Source organism: Polynucleobacter sp. AP-Sanab-80-C2, assembly GCF_035012965.1.
Classification (GTDB): Bacteria; Pseudomonadota; Gammaproteobacteria; order Burkholderiales; family Burkholderiaceae; genus Polynucleobacter.
In genome coordinates, this window is record NZ_JAYGQS010000001.1 from 357,306 (window position 1) to 370,285 (window position 12,980).

Sequence of the window (12,980 nt, forward strand, 5' to 3'; positions counted from 1 at the left end):
CTTCTATTTTAAAGCGCATCAATCTTCTAAATCATCGTCTACATTTTTAGTCGCTGGACGCTTTGCATGCATCTCAAACTTGAATAACCGACATTCTAGAGGACCATTAAATAAAGGTGTTCGTTTTGACTCTTTAATGCGCAACTGCCCAGGCAAAGCCATATCCGCCGTCAATACAAAGACATTCCAGCCGCCAAACGTATCCTTAAGGTGCTGCCCAAACTGCCGTAAAAACTCTACAAACTTAGGATCTTGCTCCTCCTGAGCCTGAAGTTTCTTGAGAGACTCACGGCTTGAGCGTTTAGCACTCTGACGCCCCGTTTCTAGATTGAGTTCAAAACGATTTTCAGGTTCTGCAGTTTCATAACTAGCATCGCGCCCATCTTTTTCCTGACCTCTGCCCCCTTTAATTGCCAAACGCTCTCCATAAGGAGGGTTCAATAGCATGACGCCTCCTTTGGTATTGGTTGGTGGCTTACTTGCCATCGCATCGATTTGACGGACAACGGGTTGATCTGGTAACTGAGCTCTTTGCCAATTTCCCCGAAACATAGAAACTAACTTCTCATTAATATCGCTACCACTAATACCAAGAGATTCAGCATGAGGGTGTTGCTTACGCCTCTCCAATATCTCGTTTAGAGATGAGTCTTTTAAAGTAATCCAGCGCTTTTGTTCAGCTGCTTCGTTAAACGGCTTTAGCCTTTGAAAACCAAAACCATGTGCTGAGCTCACTAATGGGCGATACGCAAGCCTACTGGGCTTAGCATCATCACCATACATCCCCGCACGAATCCCGCCTGGAGGAATGGCCAAGGCAATTTGCGCAGCCTCAATCAAGAAAGTGCCACTGCCGCACATCGGATCAAATAAAGTCTGCCCAGGCTTCCAGCCTGTAATAGATAAGATCCCTGCGGCCAGATTTTCTTTTAAAGGAGCATCGCCCTTTTCATCTCGCCAACCTCGTTTAAAAAGTGCCTCACCCGAGGTGTCTAAATAAATGGTGACTTGAGTTGCCGTTAAATGTGCCTGCACCCGAATATCCGGAAAGGCCGTATCAATACTTGGTCGGTCACCTGTGACATCGCGCAAGCGGTCCACAATCGCATCTTTAATTTTGAGAGTCGCAAAATTTAAACTTTTTAATGGCGAACGATGCGCTGTTACATCTACCCGTAAAGTTTGCTTACTGGTAAACCAATCTTCCCAAGCCAAACCACTGGCTAACTTATACAAGTCATCTTCTTGTCGATAGGGCGCTTGCGCCATCTGTAGTAAAACACGACTGGCAATTCTGGAATGAAGATTCAATGCCATTGCCGCAGTAAGCGGACCCGCAAGACCAATCCCGCCGGTAGGACTGGTCGGGGTTGGATCAATCACCCATGCACCCAATGCTTTGGAATCTGGGCGCTGGGAAATTTCTGAAAGCTCCTGTGCAAGCGGTACTTCTAAACCGCCTGGGCAAACAACAAAAAATCTCATGGGGCTAACAGTCTTAAATAGAAAAAAGAGTAGAAAAAGAAATTTGGAATAGTTTTTGAACTTATGGTTTAAAAATGACTAAAGCCACAATTACCAATAGCAAGATGACTGGGACTTCATTAAACCAGCGATACCACACTCCAGACTTGGTATTTAGACCAGCACGAAACTTCTTTAATAAGCTGAGGCAGACATGGTGATAACCAATCACCAGGATTACAAAAAATAATTTAGCGTGCATCCATATATCGCCAGCACCAACTTCAAAAACAAGCCAAAGTGTTAAGCCTAGTAATACTGCTGGCACTGCCAATATGGTCATAAAGCGAAAGAGGCGATTAGCCATTCCCAAGAGACGCTCATAAGTCTCGGGATTTTTTTCATTAGCCAAGTTCACATAAATTCTTGGGAGATAAAACAAGCCTGCGAACCATGAAGTGATCAGCACAATGTGTAAGGTTTTTATCCAGAGGTAAGCATTCGTCATGGTGTATTAGATATGGTGAAGTTAAGTACGAATTTCGCCATGACCCATGACGACATATTTAAGAGATGTCAAACCATCCAAGCCAACAGGGCCGCGGGCATGGAGCTTGTCATTCGAAATACCAATTTCAGCGCCTAAGCCATACTCAAAGCCATCGGCAAAACGGGTACTAGCATTCACCATCACGCTAGCACTATCGACTTCACGCAAAAAACGATCGGCTTGCATCTTATTATTCGTGATGATCGCGTCGGTATGTTTACTACCATAGCGCTCGATATGATTCATGGCCTCATCGATATCGGCCACGGTCTTAATCGACAAAATAGGAGCGAGATACTCTGTGTGCCAATCTTCTTCTGTAGCATCCACTAAGTTTTTAAAGCCACTAGCCTCTAGAGTTGAGCGCGTCAAAGTATCCACGCGCAACTCAACACCTTTATCTTGATAAATTTTGCAAAGCTCAGGCAAGACCTCGGGGGCAATAGCCTTATTTACTAAAAGCGTCTCCATCGCATTGCAAGGTGCATAGCGCTGTGTCTTGGCGTTATCGCAAACTCTGACTGCCATCGCGAGATCAGCATCAGCATCAATATAGATATGACAAATACCATCTAAGTGCTTAATCATTGGGACACGTGCTTCTGCCATCAGGCGAGCAATCAGACTCTTGCCGCCACGAGGAACAATGACATCAATATATTGGGTCATCGTGATCATTTCACCAACAGCGCTACGATCCGTGGTCGTAACCACTTGGACAGCATCTTTAGGCAGGCCCGCAGCAGCAAGACCTTCTTGAATGATTTGGGCCAACACGGTGTTGGAATCAATTGCCTCAGATCCTCCACGCAATATCACTGCATTGCCAGACTTTAAACACAGTGCTGCCGCGTCAATCGTCACATTTGGACGTGACTCATAAATGATGCCAATGACACCAAGTGGTACGCGCATCTGAGCAAGCTCGATACCAGAGGCCTGCTTTTTCAAGGCAGTCATTTTTCCGATTGGGTCTTCTAAGGAAACAATTTGCTCTAAACCTAAAGCCATTGTCTCGATGGTCCTAGGAGTCATTGTTAAGCGATCGATAAAAGCAGTATCTTGACCATTTTTCTGAGAACGCTCAACATCAATCTGATTTACTTTTTGAATTTCACTTGTCTTTTGACGAACTAAGTTTGCGATATGCAATAAAGCTTGGTTCTTCTGCTCACTCGATGCACGAGCCATGGCACGCGACGCACTGCGTGCTCGCTTTCCAATGTCCTGCATCATTTCTTGAATCTCTTTACTCATTGACTTTGTTCTTTAAATTACCGCAATAAGTTTCCAACCAAACGCAATCCATCCCAAGGATCTGCAGGCAATTCAGCTGCAGAAAGACCTTTAACCTGACGATCTAGGCCTGCAGCAACCTGCATTGCCCTGCGCAATTTCAGCGGCTGAACTCTTCTGAGCGCAGCTGGATATAAACGCTCTTTGTTACCCCAGATCCGATTTGCCCGCATCAGCTGTTGCACAGACTCTCCAGCATCACTAGCTACCTTCAATTTAGATAGTAGCCTAAGCTCTTCGGTCACGCTCCACAGAATCAATACTAAGGGCTCGCCCTCGCCTTTTAGACCATCTAGCATGCGATTTAGCCTCGGTAAATCACCCGCAAGCATTGCCTCAGTTAACTCAAAAACGTTATAGCGAGCTACTTTTAGAATGGCAGACCGAATTTGCTCTTCAGTTAAGACGCCTGTGGGATATAGGAGTCCTAGCTTCAGAATCTCTTGGTGAGCAGCAATAAGATTACCCTCAACCTGGTCGGCAATAAACTCCAGAGCACGTTGACCTTCAGTACCACTCTCCACTTCTTGATTTTGCATCTTCAGTCGACCTGCAATCCATCTTGGCAAGTGACTGCGATCTAAAGAGTCAATCTGAATAGCCATCCCAGCATCACCTAAAGCGCTAAACCAAGCCGAAGTCTTCGTCTTGCCATCTAATCTAGGCAGGACAATACATACCACTGTGTCCGGGCCATCTGGAGAATTTGGCTGTGACTCTATTTGCGCGGCAAATTGTTTTAAAGCATCAGCACCATCACGCCCCGGCTTACCAGTAGGAATGCGTAGCTCCACCAAACGCTTATCTCCAAACAAAGACATCGTTTGACCGGCGCTCATGAGTGCACTCCAATCAAACCCTCGCTCCTGCAGCATCACCTCACGCTCGGTAAAGCTCAGTTTTTTAGCGGCTAGACGTAATTGATCCATTGCTTCCATCATCAGCAGTGGTTCGTCGCCACTAAAAATATAGAGAGGGAGCATCGCACCCCCTGAACCTAGGGATTTAAGGTGCACTTGCAAGGCGTCAACTTTGACCATGCGAGCTTTACATACCCTTAGAAAGTTCTACTGCGTGGGGCTTTTGCAGCCGCAGAAACACGGCGCAAGATCTGCACTGCCAAGTCTTTACGCATTAAGGATAAGAATTGTTGCTGCTGAACATCGGTCGCCAACACAGTCGTATTTGAGAAGTCCATATCACGCGTCATATAGATTTCGCTATCAGGAATAATCTCTGCGCCAGCAAGATCGTAAGCTCTAAAGCCCACTCGAATATTTAAGCGATATGCAGAAACTTGACCAGCAGAGTTGTAAGCCAATATCTCGCGACCACTAATGTCGTTCGTAATCTCTAAAATTAAGTCGGCATCTTTTGGATTAATCGCAACCTTGACGTCTGTACCCGTCAAAATAGAGGTTTGAATATCGGCACGTAAGGGTGGCGATGGATTGCCAGTAATGGCAATTGCCTGAAATGGTAAGTCCACCATGCCGCGTAAGCGATAGCCACAAGCCAGCAAGCCCCCGATTGGCGCACTGACGATTAATCCAAGCATTGCACGTCGCAGTCGATTTGTGCTCATATCCTTAGTTTCTCTCATTAGCCTCTATACAGCTATGCAACGATATTTACTAAACGGCCAGGCACGACGATCACCTTTTTAGGAGCTCCGCCGTTCAGCGCTTTAACCGCTGGATCAGTTTGTAAAGCCAAAGATTCAATTTGCTCTTTGGTAGCCTCTGCTGGCACCCTGATATCACCTCGCAACTTACCATTAATTTGGAGCATCAAAATAATCTCACTTTGAACTAGGGCAGATTCATCTACAGCAGGCCATGAGGCATCCAAAAGGGGGCCAAAGGTCTTGACATAAGCCATATCTTTCCAGAGTACATGCGTTAAATGTGGCACCACTGGGTAAAGCATTCGCAATAAGATGCTAAGGCACTCACGTAAAACAGGTGCACTAATAGCGGCAGCTTGATCCAATTTAATGGGTTCAAGCACATTGAGCATCTTCATGGCGGCAGATACCACTGTGTTGTACTGGCGACGCTGGTAGTCAAAATTCGCCTGCTTCAAAATCGAATGGACTTCGCGACGTAATTCTTTCTCAGCATCATTAAGATTGCTCGGTATAGCATCCTGCGCATCACGAATCCAGTTAGCTTGACTACTTGAATACATCCAAACACGTCGTAAGAAACGGGAAGCGCCCTCAACCCCAGCACCCGACCACTCCAACTGTTGCTCTGGTGGTGCCGCAAACATCACAAACAAGCGTGCAGTATCTGCACCGTATTGATCAATCAAAGCCTGCGGATCAACGCCATTGTTCTTGCTCTTAGACATCTTCTCAACGCCACCAATCATGACCGGTGTGCCTGAGGTATCGCCCTTTAGCTTCGCGCCTTGAGGACGACCTTTTTCATCGAGCTCTAACTCTACGTCCAAGGGATTAAGCCAAGTCTTTTTACCAGAAGCCTCTTCTGAGTAATAGGTCTCATTGAGTACCATGCCTTGCGTCAACAGATTTTGGAAAGGCTCATCAAAAGTGATCAAGTTCAGATCACGCATGACCTTGGTCCAAAAGCGCGCATACAGTAAATGCAGGATCGCATGCTCGATACCGCCAATATATTGATCCATTGGCATCCAGTATTCATTGCGCCCATCCACCATCGTCTTCGCGTCAGGACCGGTATAGCGCATGAAATACCAGGACGAATCTACAAAGGTATCCATCGTGTCAGTCTCACGTCTTGCAGGCTTGCCACACTTGGGACATTTCACATTCAAAAAGTCTGCACGCTTATTTAAAGGATTACCACTGCCATCGGGCACACAATCTTCTGGCAACACCACTGGCAAATCAGCCTCTGGAACAGGTACTGCTCCACAACCAGGGTGACTCTCATCACCACAATGAATAATCGGAATGGGAGTGCCCCAATAACGCTGACGTGAAATACCCCAATCACGCAATCGATAGGTAGTCTTGATCTCTCCAATACCCATCTTCTCTAAATCTTTGGCAACGGCACTGACTGCTTCTTCATGTGAGAGTCCGTCATATTTGTCGCTGTTAAAGCAAATCACATCTTCTTTTTGGGCATACCAATCTTCCCAACGCGTTGCATTAAACATGGGTGATTCCCCTTTGAGGGCGATCACTTGTTTGATTGGCAAGTCATATTTGAGGGCAAAAGCAAAATCACGCTCATCATGTGCTGGGACACCCATCACGGCGCCATCACCATAAGACATCAAGACATAGTTACCTACCCAAACAGGCACTGGCTCATTCGTCAATGGATGCGTGACATATAAACCGGTAAACATACCCTCTTTTTCTTGAGTAGCTAGGTCAGCTTCAATCACGCTACCGGTTTTGCACTTCTCAATAAATGCGGCTAAGGCAGGATTATTAGCGGCAGCTTTAGTGGCTAACGGATGCTCAGCTGCCACGGCGCAGAAAGTAACGCCCATAATGGTGTCAGCCCGGGTAGTAAACACGTATAGCAAGCCATCCTGAATAAAGTTGCCATGATCATCTGCGACCTCATGCTTAAAAGCAAAGCGCACGCCACGACTTTTACCAATCCAATTCTGCTGCATGGTTTTGACACGCTCAGGCCAACCCAAACCATCTAAGCCAGTCAGCAATTGCTCTGCGTAAGCAGTGATATTGAAGTAGTAGCCTGGAATCTCACGCTTTTCAACTAAGGCGCCTGAACGCCAACCACGACCATCAATCACTTGCTCGTTTGCTAGAACAGTTTGATCGATCGGATCCCAGTTGACTACTTGAGTCTTGCGATACGCAATCCCTTTTTCCAGCATCTTCAAAAAGAGCCATTGATTCCAGCGGTAATAATCAGGACTACAAGTGGCAACCTCACGAGACCAATCAATTGCTAAGCCCATCGCCGCCATTTGCTTTTTCATATAGGCAATGTTGTCGTAGGTCCACTTCGCTGGCGGCACTTTATTCTGGATGGCTGCATTTTCTGCAGGCATACCAAAAGCATCCCAGCCCATCGGCATCAAGACGTTATAGCCTTGCATGCGGAGTTGACGCGCCATCACATCATTAATGGTGTAGTTGCGCACATGACCCATATGTAACTTGCCGGATGGATAAGGCAACATGGAGCAAGCGTAATACTTCGGCTTCTTCTTGCCGTCTATACCGAGAGTATTTTCTGTTACTTGGTAGACTTGCGCACTTTCCCAATCAGCTTGTGCTGCTGCTTCAATGCTGCGGTAGTCGTAATCCTTACTCATTCAAAACAACTCTTTTCTGTCTTATTTTTTGGTTTTTTATTAATGTAGTTATTTGCGTAAGCCAAGCACGTCTTGCATGTCATAAAGACCTGAAGTTTGGTTCTGCAAGAAACGCGCGGCCCGCAAAGATCCTTGGGCATAAGACTGACGGCTTGAAGACTTGTGGCTAATCTCAATACGTTCGCCATCGCCAGCGAACAGCACAGTATGGTCTCCCACAATATCGCCACCACGAATCGTTGCAAAGCCAATTGACCCCTCTTTGCGCTCGCCAGTATGGCCTTCGCGTGCATACACAGCCAGATCATCTAGCTTTTCACCAAGTGCATCTGCAATAACCTCGCCCATCTTCAAAGCAGTGCCGGAAGGCGCATCTACTTTGTGACGATGATGGGCTTCGATGATTTCAATGTCGTAACCTTGATTAAGCATCTTAGCTGCGATCTCCAGTAACTTGAATGTGGCATTCACACCAACACTCATATTGGGCGCAAACACAATAGCTAACTTTGCAGAAGCTTTTTTAAGATTTGCAATTTGATCCGCACTCAATCCCGTTGTACCAATAATCATCTTGGTGCCCGTTTTTTCTGCCACAGCCAAGTGCGCCATAGTGCCCTCTGGCCTTGTGAAATCAATCAGAAAATCAGCGTTCGCTAATACCTTAGACACATCAGCAGAAATGAGCACACCCGTCTTTTTACCCAGGAAAGCGCCCGCATCTTCTCCCAATTGAGGGCAATCTGAATGCTCAAGAGCACCTTCAAGTTGCGCATCAGATGCATTAAGAACAGTCTCAATCAACATCTTGCCCATACGACCGGTTGCTCCAGCAATTGCAATCTTCATCATGTGTTTCTTCGCTTCTTATTAAAAGTTTCTAGAGACGTCCAGGATTATTTATCTGGCATCAATGTATCAATCATTTCTACTGCTTTTTCTCAGCCGCTGGCGGAGTATTCATTGCGCCAGGGCCTAAAGTTTCTGGCTGGGATACTTTGCCATCTGACGACTTTGAAAAAGTAAAATAGTCCCAGAAAGATCCTGTACTTGCAGCAGGGACCGGTGGTATAGCAGCCCCCTTAGGCAAGTTATCGGTTGGACTTGGCACCAATAATTCTGGTTGTTGCAAAGGCGGTGTTACTGGCGGTTTATTTGAACCCGTCATCACATCCCAAAACGAACGCTTCGTCTTAGCGTAGTTATCAATCTCAGCCACCAACTCCACATCTGTTGGCAAAGCATCACCTTCAAACTTCACCACTTTATCGCCATCAAAAAATACGGTGACATGCCGCTCTTTGCCAACACGCTGACCTGAGCGTTTAAATTCAAAAACATAATCCCAGCGATTGGCATGGAAGTAACTTGCTAATAATGGAGTGCCTAAAATTTGACGCACCTGCTCACGCGTCATACCTAACTGCAATTTGGCATATTGCTCACTGGAGATAAAGTTACCTTGAACAATGTCAGGAACATAAGGTCTAAAAATTTTGTTCATCCAGGCGCGCTGGGTTTCATCTACCGCGGTAGTACACCCCGCAATACCTAGCAAGCCAAACAAAGCAAGAGCCAATACACCCCCTCTTGAAGAGGCAAAATACCTCTTCAGAAACGGGTTAAAAAAACGACTAAAAAGTTCAAGGCAATTTTGCATGGCTGGCCGTATCATTAAGACATTGATTTTAGCTCCCAAAGCCATGAATACGAACCAAAACCCTACTCCTGAAAATTTGCGTGATATTGGCCTCAAAGCCACTGGCCCACGCATGAAAATTCTCGATTTTTTTCATCAAAATGGCGGCACCCACTTTAGTGCTGAGGACATCTTTATGGCCCTCACTAAAGAAGATCAGGAAATCGGTTTAGCCACGGTATATCGAGTGCTTACCCAGTTTGAGCAGGCAGGGCTTTTGCTCCGCAGCCATTTTGAGTCTAGCAAGGGTGATAGCAGGGCCATCTACGAACTTAATGAAGGTAACCACCATGACCACTTGGTTTGCCTAGACTGCGGGCATGTAGAAGAGTTTGTGGATGAGGCCATTGAAAAGCGGCAACGGGATATTGCCAAGAACCTCGGTTTTAAGCTTCAAGAGCACTCTTTAGCAATGTACGGGCATTGCCAGAAGAAAAACTGCCGAAATAAGCAAAAATAAGCACTTTTCTGAGGTTTTGAGTTGATTCTCAGGACTGCAGATATGAAAAAAAACCTCAATTTGAGGTCTTTTTTGTTTTTTAAGCTCTTTTAACTACATTTAATGACTTTTAATCACTTTACAGCCATTAATGCTTCAGCCGCATTGAGCATTTGTACTGAATAACCCCATTCGTTGTCGTACCAAGCCAAAACTTTGACTAGCTTGCCATCAGCAGAAACACGGGTTTGAGAGGCGTCATAAATACTTGGGCGTGGATCATGGTTAAAGTCGATTGAAACCAAAGGCAAAGTATTAAAGCCCAAGATACCTTTGAGCTCGCCCTCGCTAGCAGCCTTCAAAATAGAATTCACTTCATCAATGCTCGTTGCACGACTTGCTGCAAACGTCAGGTCAACCACTGAGACATTGATCACTGGCACCCGCATCGCAAAACCATCAAAGCGACCTGCTAAAGCGGGCAAAACTAAGCCGACTGCTTTTGCTGCACCAGTCTTCGTTGGAATCATGCTGCTCACAGCAGAGCGCGCACGACGCATATCCTTGTGATACACATCGGTCAACACCTGATCATTCGTAAATGCATGAATCGTTGTCATCAAGCCAGACTCAATACCAATTTTTTCTAACAATGGCTTAACTAATGGCGCCAAACAGTTGGTAGTACAACTTGCATTAGAAACAACCACGTCACTTGGCTTTAATACATTTTGGTTCACACCGTACACAATGGTGGCATCGACATCTTTTTCGCCAGGCGCAGAAATCAATACTTTCTTAGCACCCTGTTGAATATGAATCATCGCCTTTTCTTTAGAGGTGAACTTACCAGTGCACTCTAAAACTAAATCCACACCTAACTCACCCCATGGGGTTTCAGCAGGATTGCGTGTACAGAACATCTTGATACGATCACCATTCACTACCATGCAATCGCCATCTACAGATACCTCGGCAGGGAAACGGCCGTGGGCAGAGTCATATTGAGTGAGGTGGGCGTTGATTGCAATATCACCCATCGCATTAATCGCAACGATCTTGATATCACGACGTGGCTTGCCGTTTACCTGATCTTCATACAAGGCGCGGAGTACCATACGGCCAATACGCCCGTAACCATTAATTGCGACACGAATTGTCATTTATTTCCCCTTACTAATATTAAATTTATTGCGCTAACTTTTATTTATTTTATTTATTTGATTTTTTCGAGATGCATTGCTTAACAGTCTTTGCAATTTGATCGACCGTTAAACCAAAATATTCATACAGCTGAGCGGCGGGTGCTGACTCACCAAAGGTATCGACACCATGCACGGCTGCGCAACCATACTTCCACCAGAAATCCGTTACGCCTGCCTCAACAGCGATGCGTGGGATATTGGCCGGCAATACTTTAGATTTATAGGTGGCATCTTGCTGATCAAATACCGTGGTCGAAGGCATCGAAACCACTCGAATACCGATTTTTCCAGCACTCTCTTTTTCTAAATGTTCGGCTGTTTGCAATGCAAGTGCAATTTCAGAACCAGTAGCAATAATGACTGCATCGATCTTTCCTGATTGAGGATCACGTAATACATAGCCACCACGTGCAATGTCTTTAATCTGCTGGCTGTTACGAGCAACAAATGGGCAGTTTTGACGACTAAAGATCAAAGCGCTCGGACCATTCTGACGTTCAACCGCCGCGCCCCAAGCAACAGCGCTCTCGGTAGTGTCACAAGGACGCCAAACCATCAGGTTAGGAATCAGACGTAGGCTAGCAACGTGCTCCACAGATTGATGGGTTGGGCCATCTTCTCCTAGACCAATTGAGTCATGGGTGAAAACAAAGATGCTACGTAACTTCATCAAAGCAGCCATACGAATAGCATTACGACTGTAATCGGAGAAGGTTAAAAAGGTGCCTCCGAATGGAATATAACCACCATGCAAGACAATCCCGTTCATGATGGCGCTCATACCAAACTCACGCACACCATAGTTAATGTGATTACCCCATTGATCGCCGCGTACAGGTTTGCATGCCGACCAATTAGTTAAGTTTGAACCGGTTAAGTCTGCGGAACCGCCCATGAATTCTGGTAAAACGGGTGCTAAAGCTTCAATCGCATTTTGACTCGCTTTACGAGTAGCAATCGTTTCTGCTTTAGATTGGCAAGTTTTTAAATACGCATTGAGTGTGGCTGAAAAGTCTTTTGATAAATCACCTTGCATACGGCGCTGTAATTCAGAAGCAAGTTCTGGAAATTGGATTTTGTATTTTTGGAATTCTTTATTCCATTCGTGTTCAGCAGTTTGGCCACGCTTTTTAAAATCCCAAGCAGCATAAATATCTTTTGGAATTTCAAATGGTGGATAGGGCCAATTCAAGGCCACACGAGTCTCAGCAATTTCAGCAGCACCTAGTGGCGAACCATGTACCTTATCGCTACCAGCCATATTAGGAGAACCCTTACCGATCGCTGTCTTGCAACAGATCAGGGTTGGCTTAGCACTCTTTTTAGCCTGAGCAATCGCCTTCGAAACTGCTTCCGCATCATGGCCATCCACATCAGGAATGACATTCCAGCCATAAGCTTCGAAACGTTTTGGCGTATCTTCGTTAAACCAAGAAACCACCTTGCCGTCAATCGAGATACCGTTGTCATCCCAAAGTGCTATCAACTTGTTTAGCTTTAATGTGCCAGCCAATGAACAAACTTCATGGCTGATACCCTCCATCAAGCAACCGTCACCTAAAAATACATAAGTGTAGTGATCGATGATGTTGTGACCGGGACGATTAAATTCTTCAGCCAGCAACTTTTCAGCAAGCGCCATGCCAACCGCATTTGAAATACCTTGACCCAATGGACCTGTAGTGGTTTCTACTCCGGCTGTAATTCCATACTCAGGATGTCCTGGGGTTTTACTATGCAATTGACGGAAATTTTTTAACTCTTCAATGGGTAAGTCATATCCAGAGAGATGCAACAGTGAATACAACAACATCGATCCATGACCATTAGATAAAACAAAACGATCGCGATCGATCCAGTGGGGATCAGTCGGATTGTGTTTTAAATGTTCATTCCATAATCCAACAGCAATATCTGCCATTCCCATCGGCATACCAGGGTGCCCTGAGTTTGCCTGTTGAACTGCATCCATGGATAAGGCGCGAATGGCATTCGCCATACGAATTTGAAGGTTTGACATCGTAAAAGTGGTCTCGA

Annotated in this window: 11 protein-coding genes; 1 reads left to right on the forward strand and 10 read right to left on the reverse strand. The window is 45.7% G+C overall.

Annotation, left to right across the window (positions count from 1 at the left end; all coding sequences use genetic code 11):
- Positions 1-18: 18 nt before the first annotated feature.
- The 8 genes from VC178_RS01880 to VC178_RS01915 form a co-directional block, all read right to left on the reverse strand.
- Positions 19-1,485: a THUMP domain-containing class I SAM-dependent RNA methyltransferase gene (locus tag VC178_RS01880; protein ID WP_323481436.1), complete on the reverse strand. Its 1,467-nt coding sequence runs from the start codon at positions 1,483-1,485 to the stop codon at positions 19-21.
- 61 nt (positions 1,486-1,546) lie between these two features.
- Positions 1,547-1,972, reverse strand: a complete 426-nt coding sequence (locus VC178_RS01885) for a CopD family protein (protein ID WP_323481437.1) — start codon at positions 1,970-1,972, stop codon at positions 1,547-1,549.
- A 21-nt stretch (positions 1,973-1,993) separates the two neighbouring features.
- Positions 1,994-3,271: a glutamate-5-semialdehyde dehydrogenase gene (locus VC178_RS01890; protein WP_323481438.1), complete on the reverse strand. Its 1,278-nt coding sequence runs from the start codon at positions 3,269-3,271 to the stop codon at positions 1,994-1,996.
- A gap of 17 nt (positions 3,272-3,288) precedes the next feature.
- Positions 3,289-4,350 carry a DNA polymerase III subunit delta gene (holA, locus tag VC178_RS01895; protein ID WP_323481439.1) on the reverse strand — a complete coding sequence of 354 codons (1,062 nt, stop codon included), beginning with the start codon at positions 4,348-4,350 and terminating at the stop codon, positions 3,289-3,291.
- Between the two features lie 17 nt (positions 4,351-4,367).
- A complete protein-coding gene (gene lptE, locus VC178_RS01900) occupies positions 4,368-4,895 on the reverse strand; it encodes an LPS assembly lipoprotein LptE (protein WP_323481440.1) in 528 nt (175 codons plus the stop codon).
- Between the two features lie 32 nt (positions 4,896-4,927).
- Positions 4,928-7,600, reverse strand: coding sequence for a leucine--tRNA ligase (gene leuS / locus VC178_RS01905; RefSeq protein WP_323481441.1), 2,673 nt, complete (start codon positions 7,598-7,600; stop codon positions 4,928-4,930).
- Positions 7,601-7,648: 48 nt separating this feature from the next.
- Entirely contained in the window at positions 7,649-8,449 is an 801-nt protein-coding gene (gene dapB / locus VC178_RS01910; RefSeq protein ID WP_323481580.1) for a 4-hydroxy-tetrahydrodipicolinate reductase, read from the reverse strand.
- Positions 8,450-8,528: 79 nt separating this feature from the next.
- On the reverse strand, positions 8,529-9,179 hold the full coding sequence (locus VC178_RS01915) for an outer membrane protein assembly factor BamE (protein WP_370624052.1): 651 nt from the start codon (positions 9,177-9,179) through the stop codon (positions 8,529-8,531).
- A gap of 124 nt (positions 9,180-9,303) precedes the next feature.
- Between VC178_RS01915 and fur the strand changes: the two genes are divergently transcribed.
- Complete coding sequence (fur, locus tag VC178_RS01920; protein ID WP_215297255.1) at positions 9,304-9,759, forward strand: ferric iron uptake transcriptional regulator; 456 nt, start codon at positions 9,304-9,306, stop codon at positions 9,757-9,759.
- A 113-nt stretch (positions 9,760-9,872) separates the two neighbouring features.
- On the opposite strand, the gene gap is transcribed toward fur, so the two are convergent.
- Entirely contained in the window at positions 9,873-10,901 is a 1,029-nt protein-coding gene (gap, locus tag VC178_RS01925) for a type I glyceraldehyde-3-phosphate dehydrogenase (RefSeq protein ID WP_323481442.1), read from the reverse strand.
- Between the two features lie 49 nt (positions 10,902-10,950).
- Positions 10,951-12,963 (reverse strand): transketolase, encoded by a 2,013-nt coding sequence (gene tkt, locus VC178_RS01930; RefSeq protein WP_323481443.1) that lies wholly within the window; start codon positions 12,961-12,963, stop codon positions 10,951-10,953.
- Positions 12,964-12,980 lie beyond the last annotated feature (17 nt).

Bases quoted from the DNA above. Each gene is read 5' to 3' on its own strand.
- holA (WP_323481439.1), bottom strand. From the start codon at position 4,350: ATGGTCAAAGTTGACGCCTTGCAAGTGCACCTTAAATCCCTAGGTTCA.
- VC178_RS01880 (WP_323481436.1), bottom strand. From the start codon at position 1,485: ATGAGATTTTTTGTTGTTTGCCCAGGCGGTTTAGAAGTACCGCTTGCA.
- leuS (WP_323481441.1), bottom strand. From the start codon at position 7,600: ATGAGTAAGGATTACGACTACCGCAGCATTGAAGCAGCAGCACAAGCT.
- lptE (WP_323481440.1), bottom strand. From the start codon at position 4,895: ATGAGCACAAATCGACTGCGACGTGCAATGCTTGGATTAATCGTCAGT.
- VC178_RS01885 (WP_323481437.1), bottom strand. From the start codon at position 1,972: ATGACGAATGCTTACCTCTGGATAAAAACCTTACACATTGTGCTGATC.
- tkt (WP_323481443.1), bottom strand. From the start codon at position 12,963: ATGTCAAACCTTCAAATTCGTATGGCGAATGCCATTCGCGCCTTATCC.
- fur (WP_215297255.1), top strand. From the start codon at position 9,304: ATGAATACGAACCAAAACCCTACTCCTGAAAATTTGCGTGATATTGGC.
- gap (WP_323481442.1), bottom strand. From the start codon at position 10,901: ATGACAATTCGTGTCGCAATTAATGGTTACGGGCGTATTGGCCGTATG.
- dapB (WP_323481580.1), bottom strand. From the start codon at position 8,449: ATGAAGATTGCAATTGCTGGAGCAACCGGTCGTATGGGCAAGATGTTG.
- VC178_RS01890 (WP_323481438.1), bottom strand. From the start codon at position 3,271: ATGAGTAAAGAGATTCAAGAAATGATGCAGGACATTGGAAAGCGAGCA.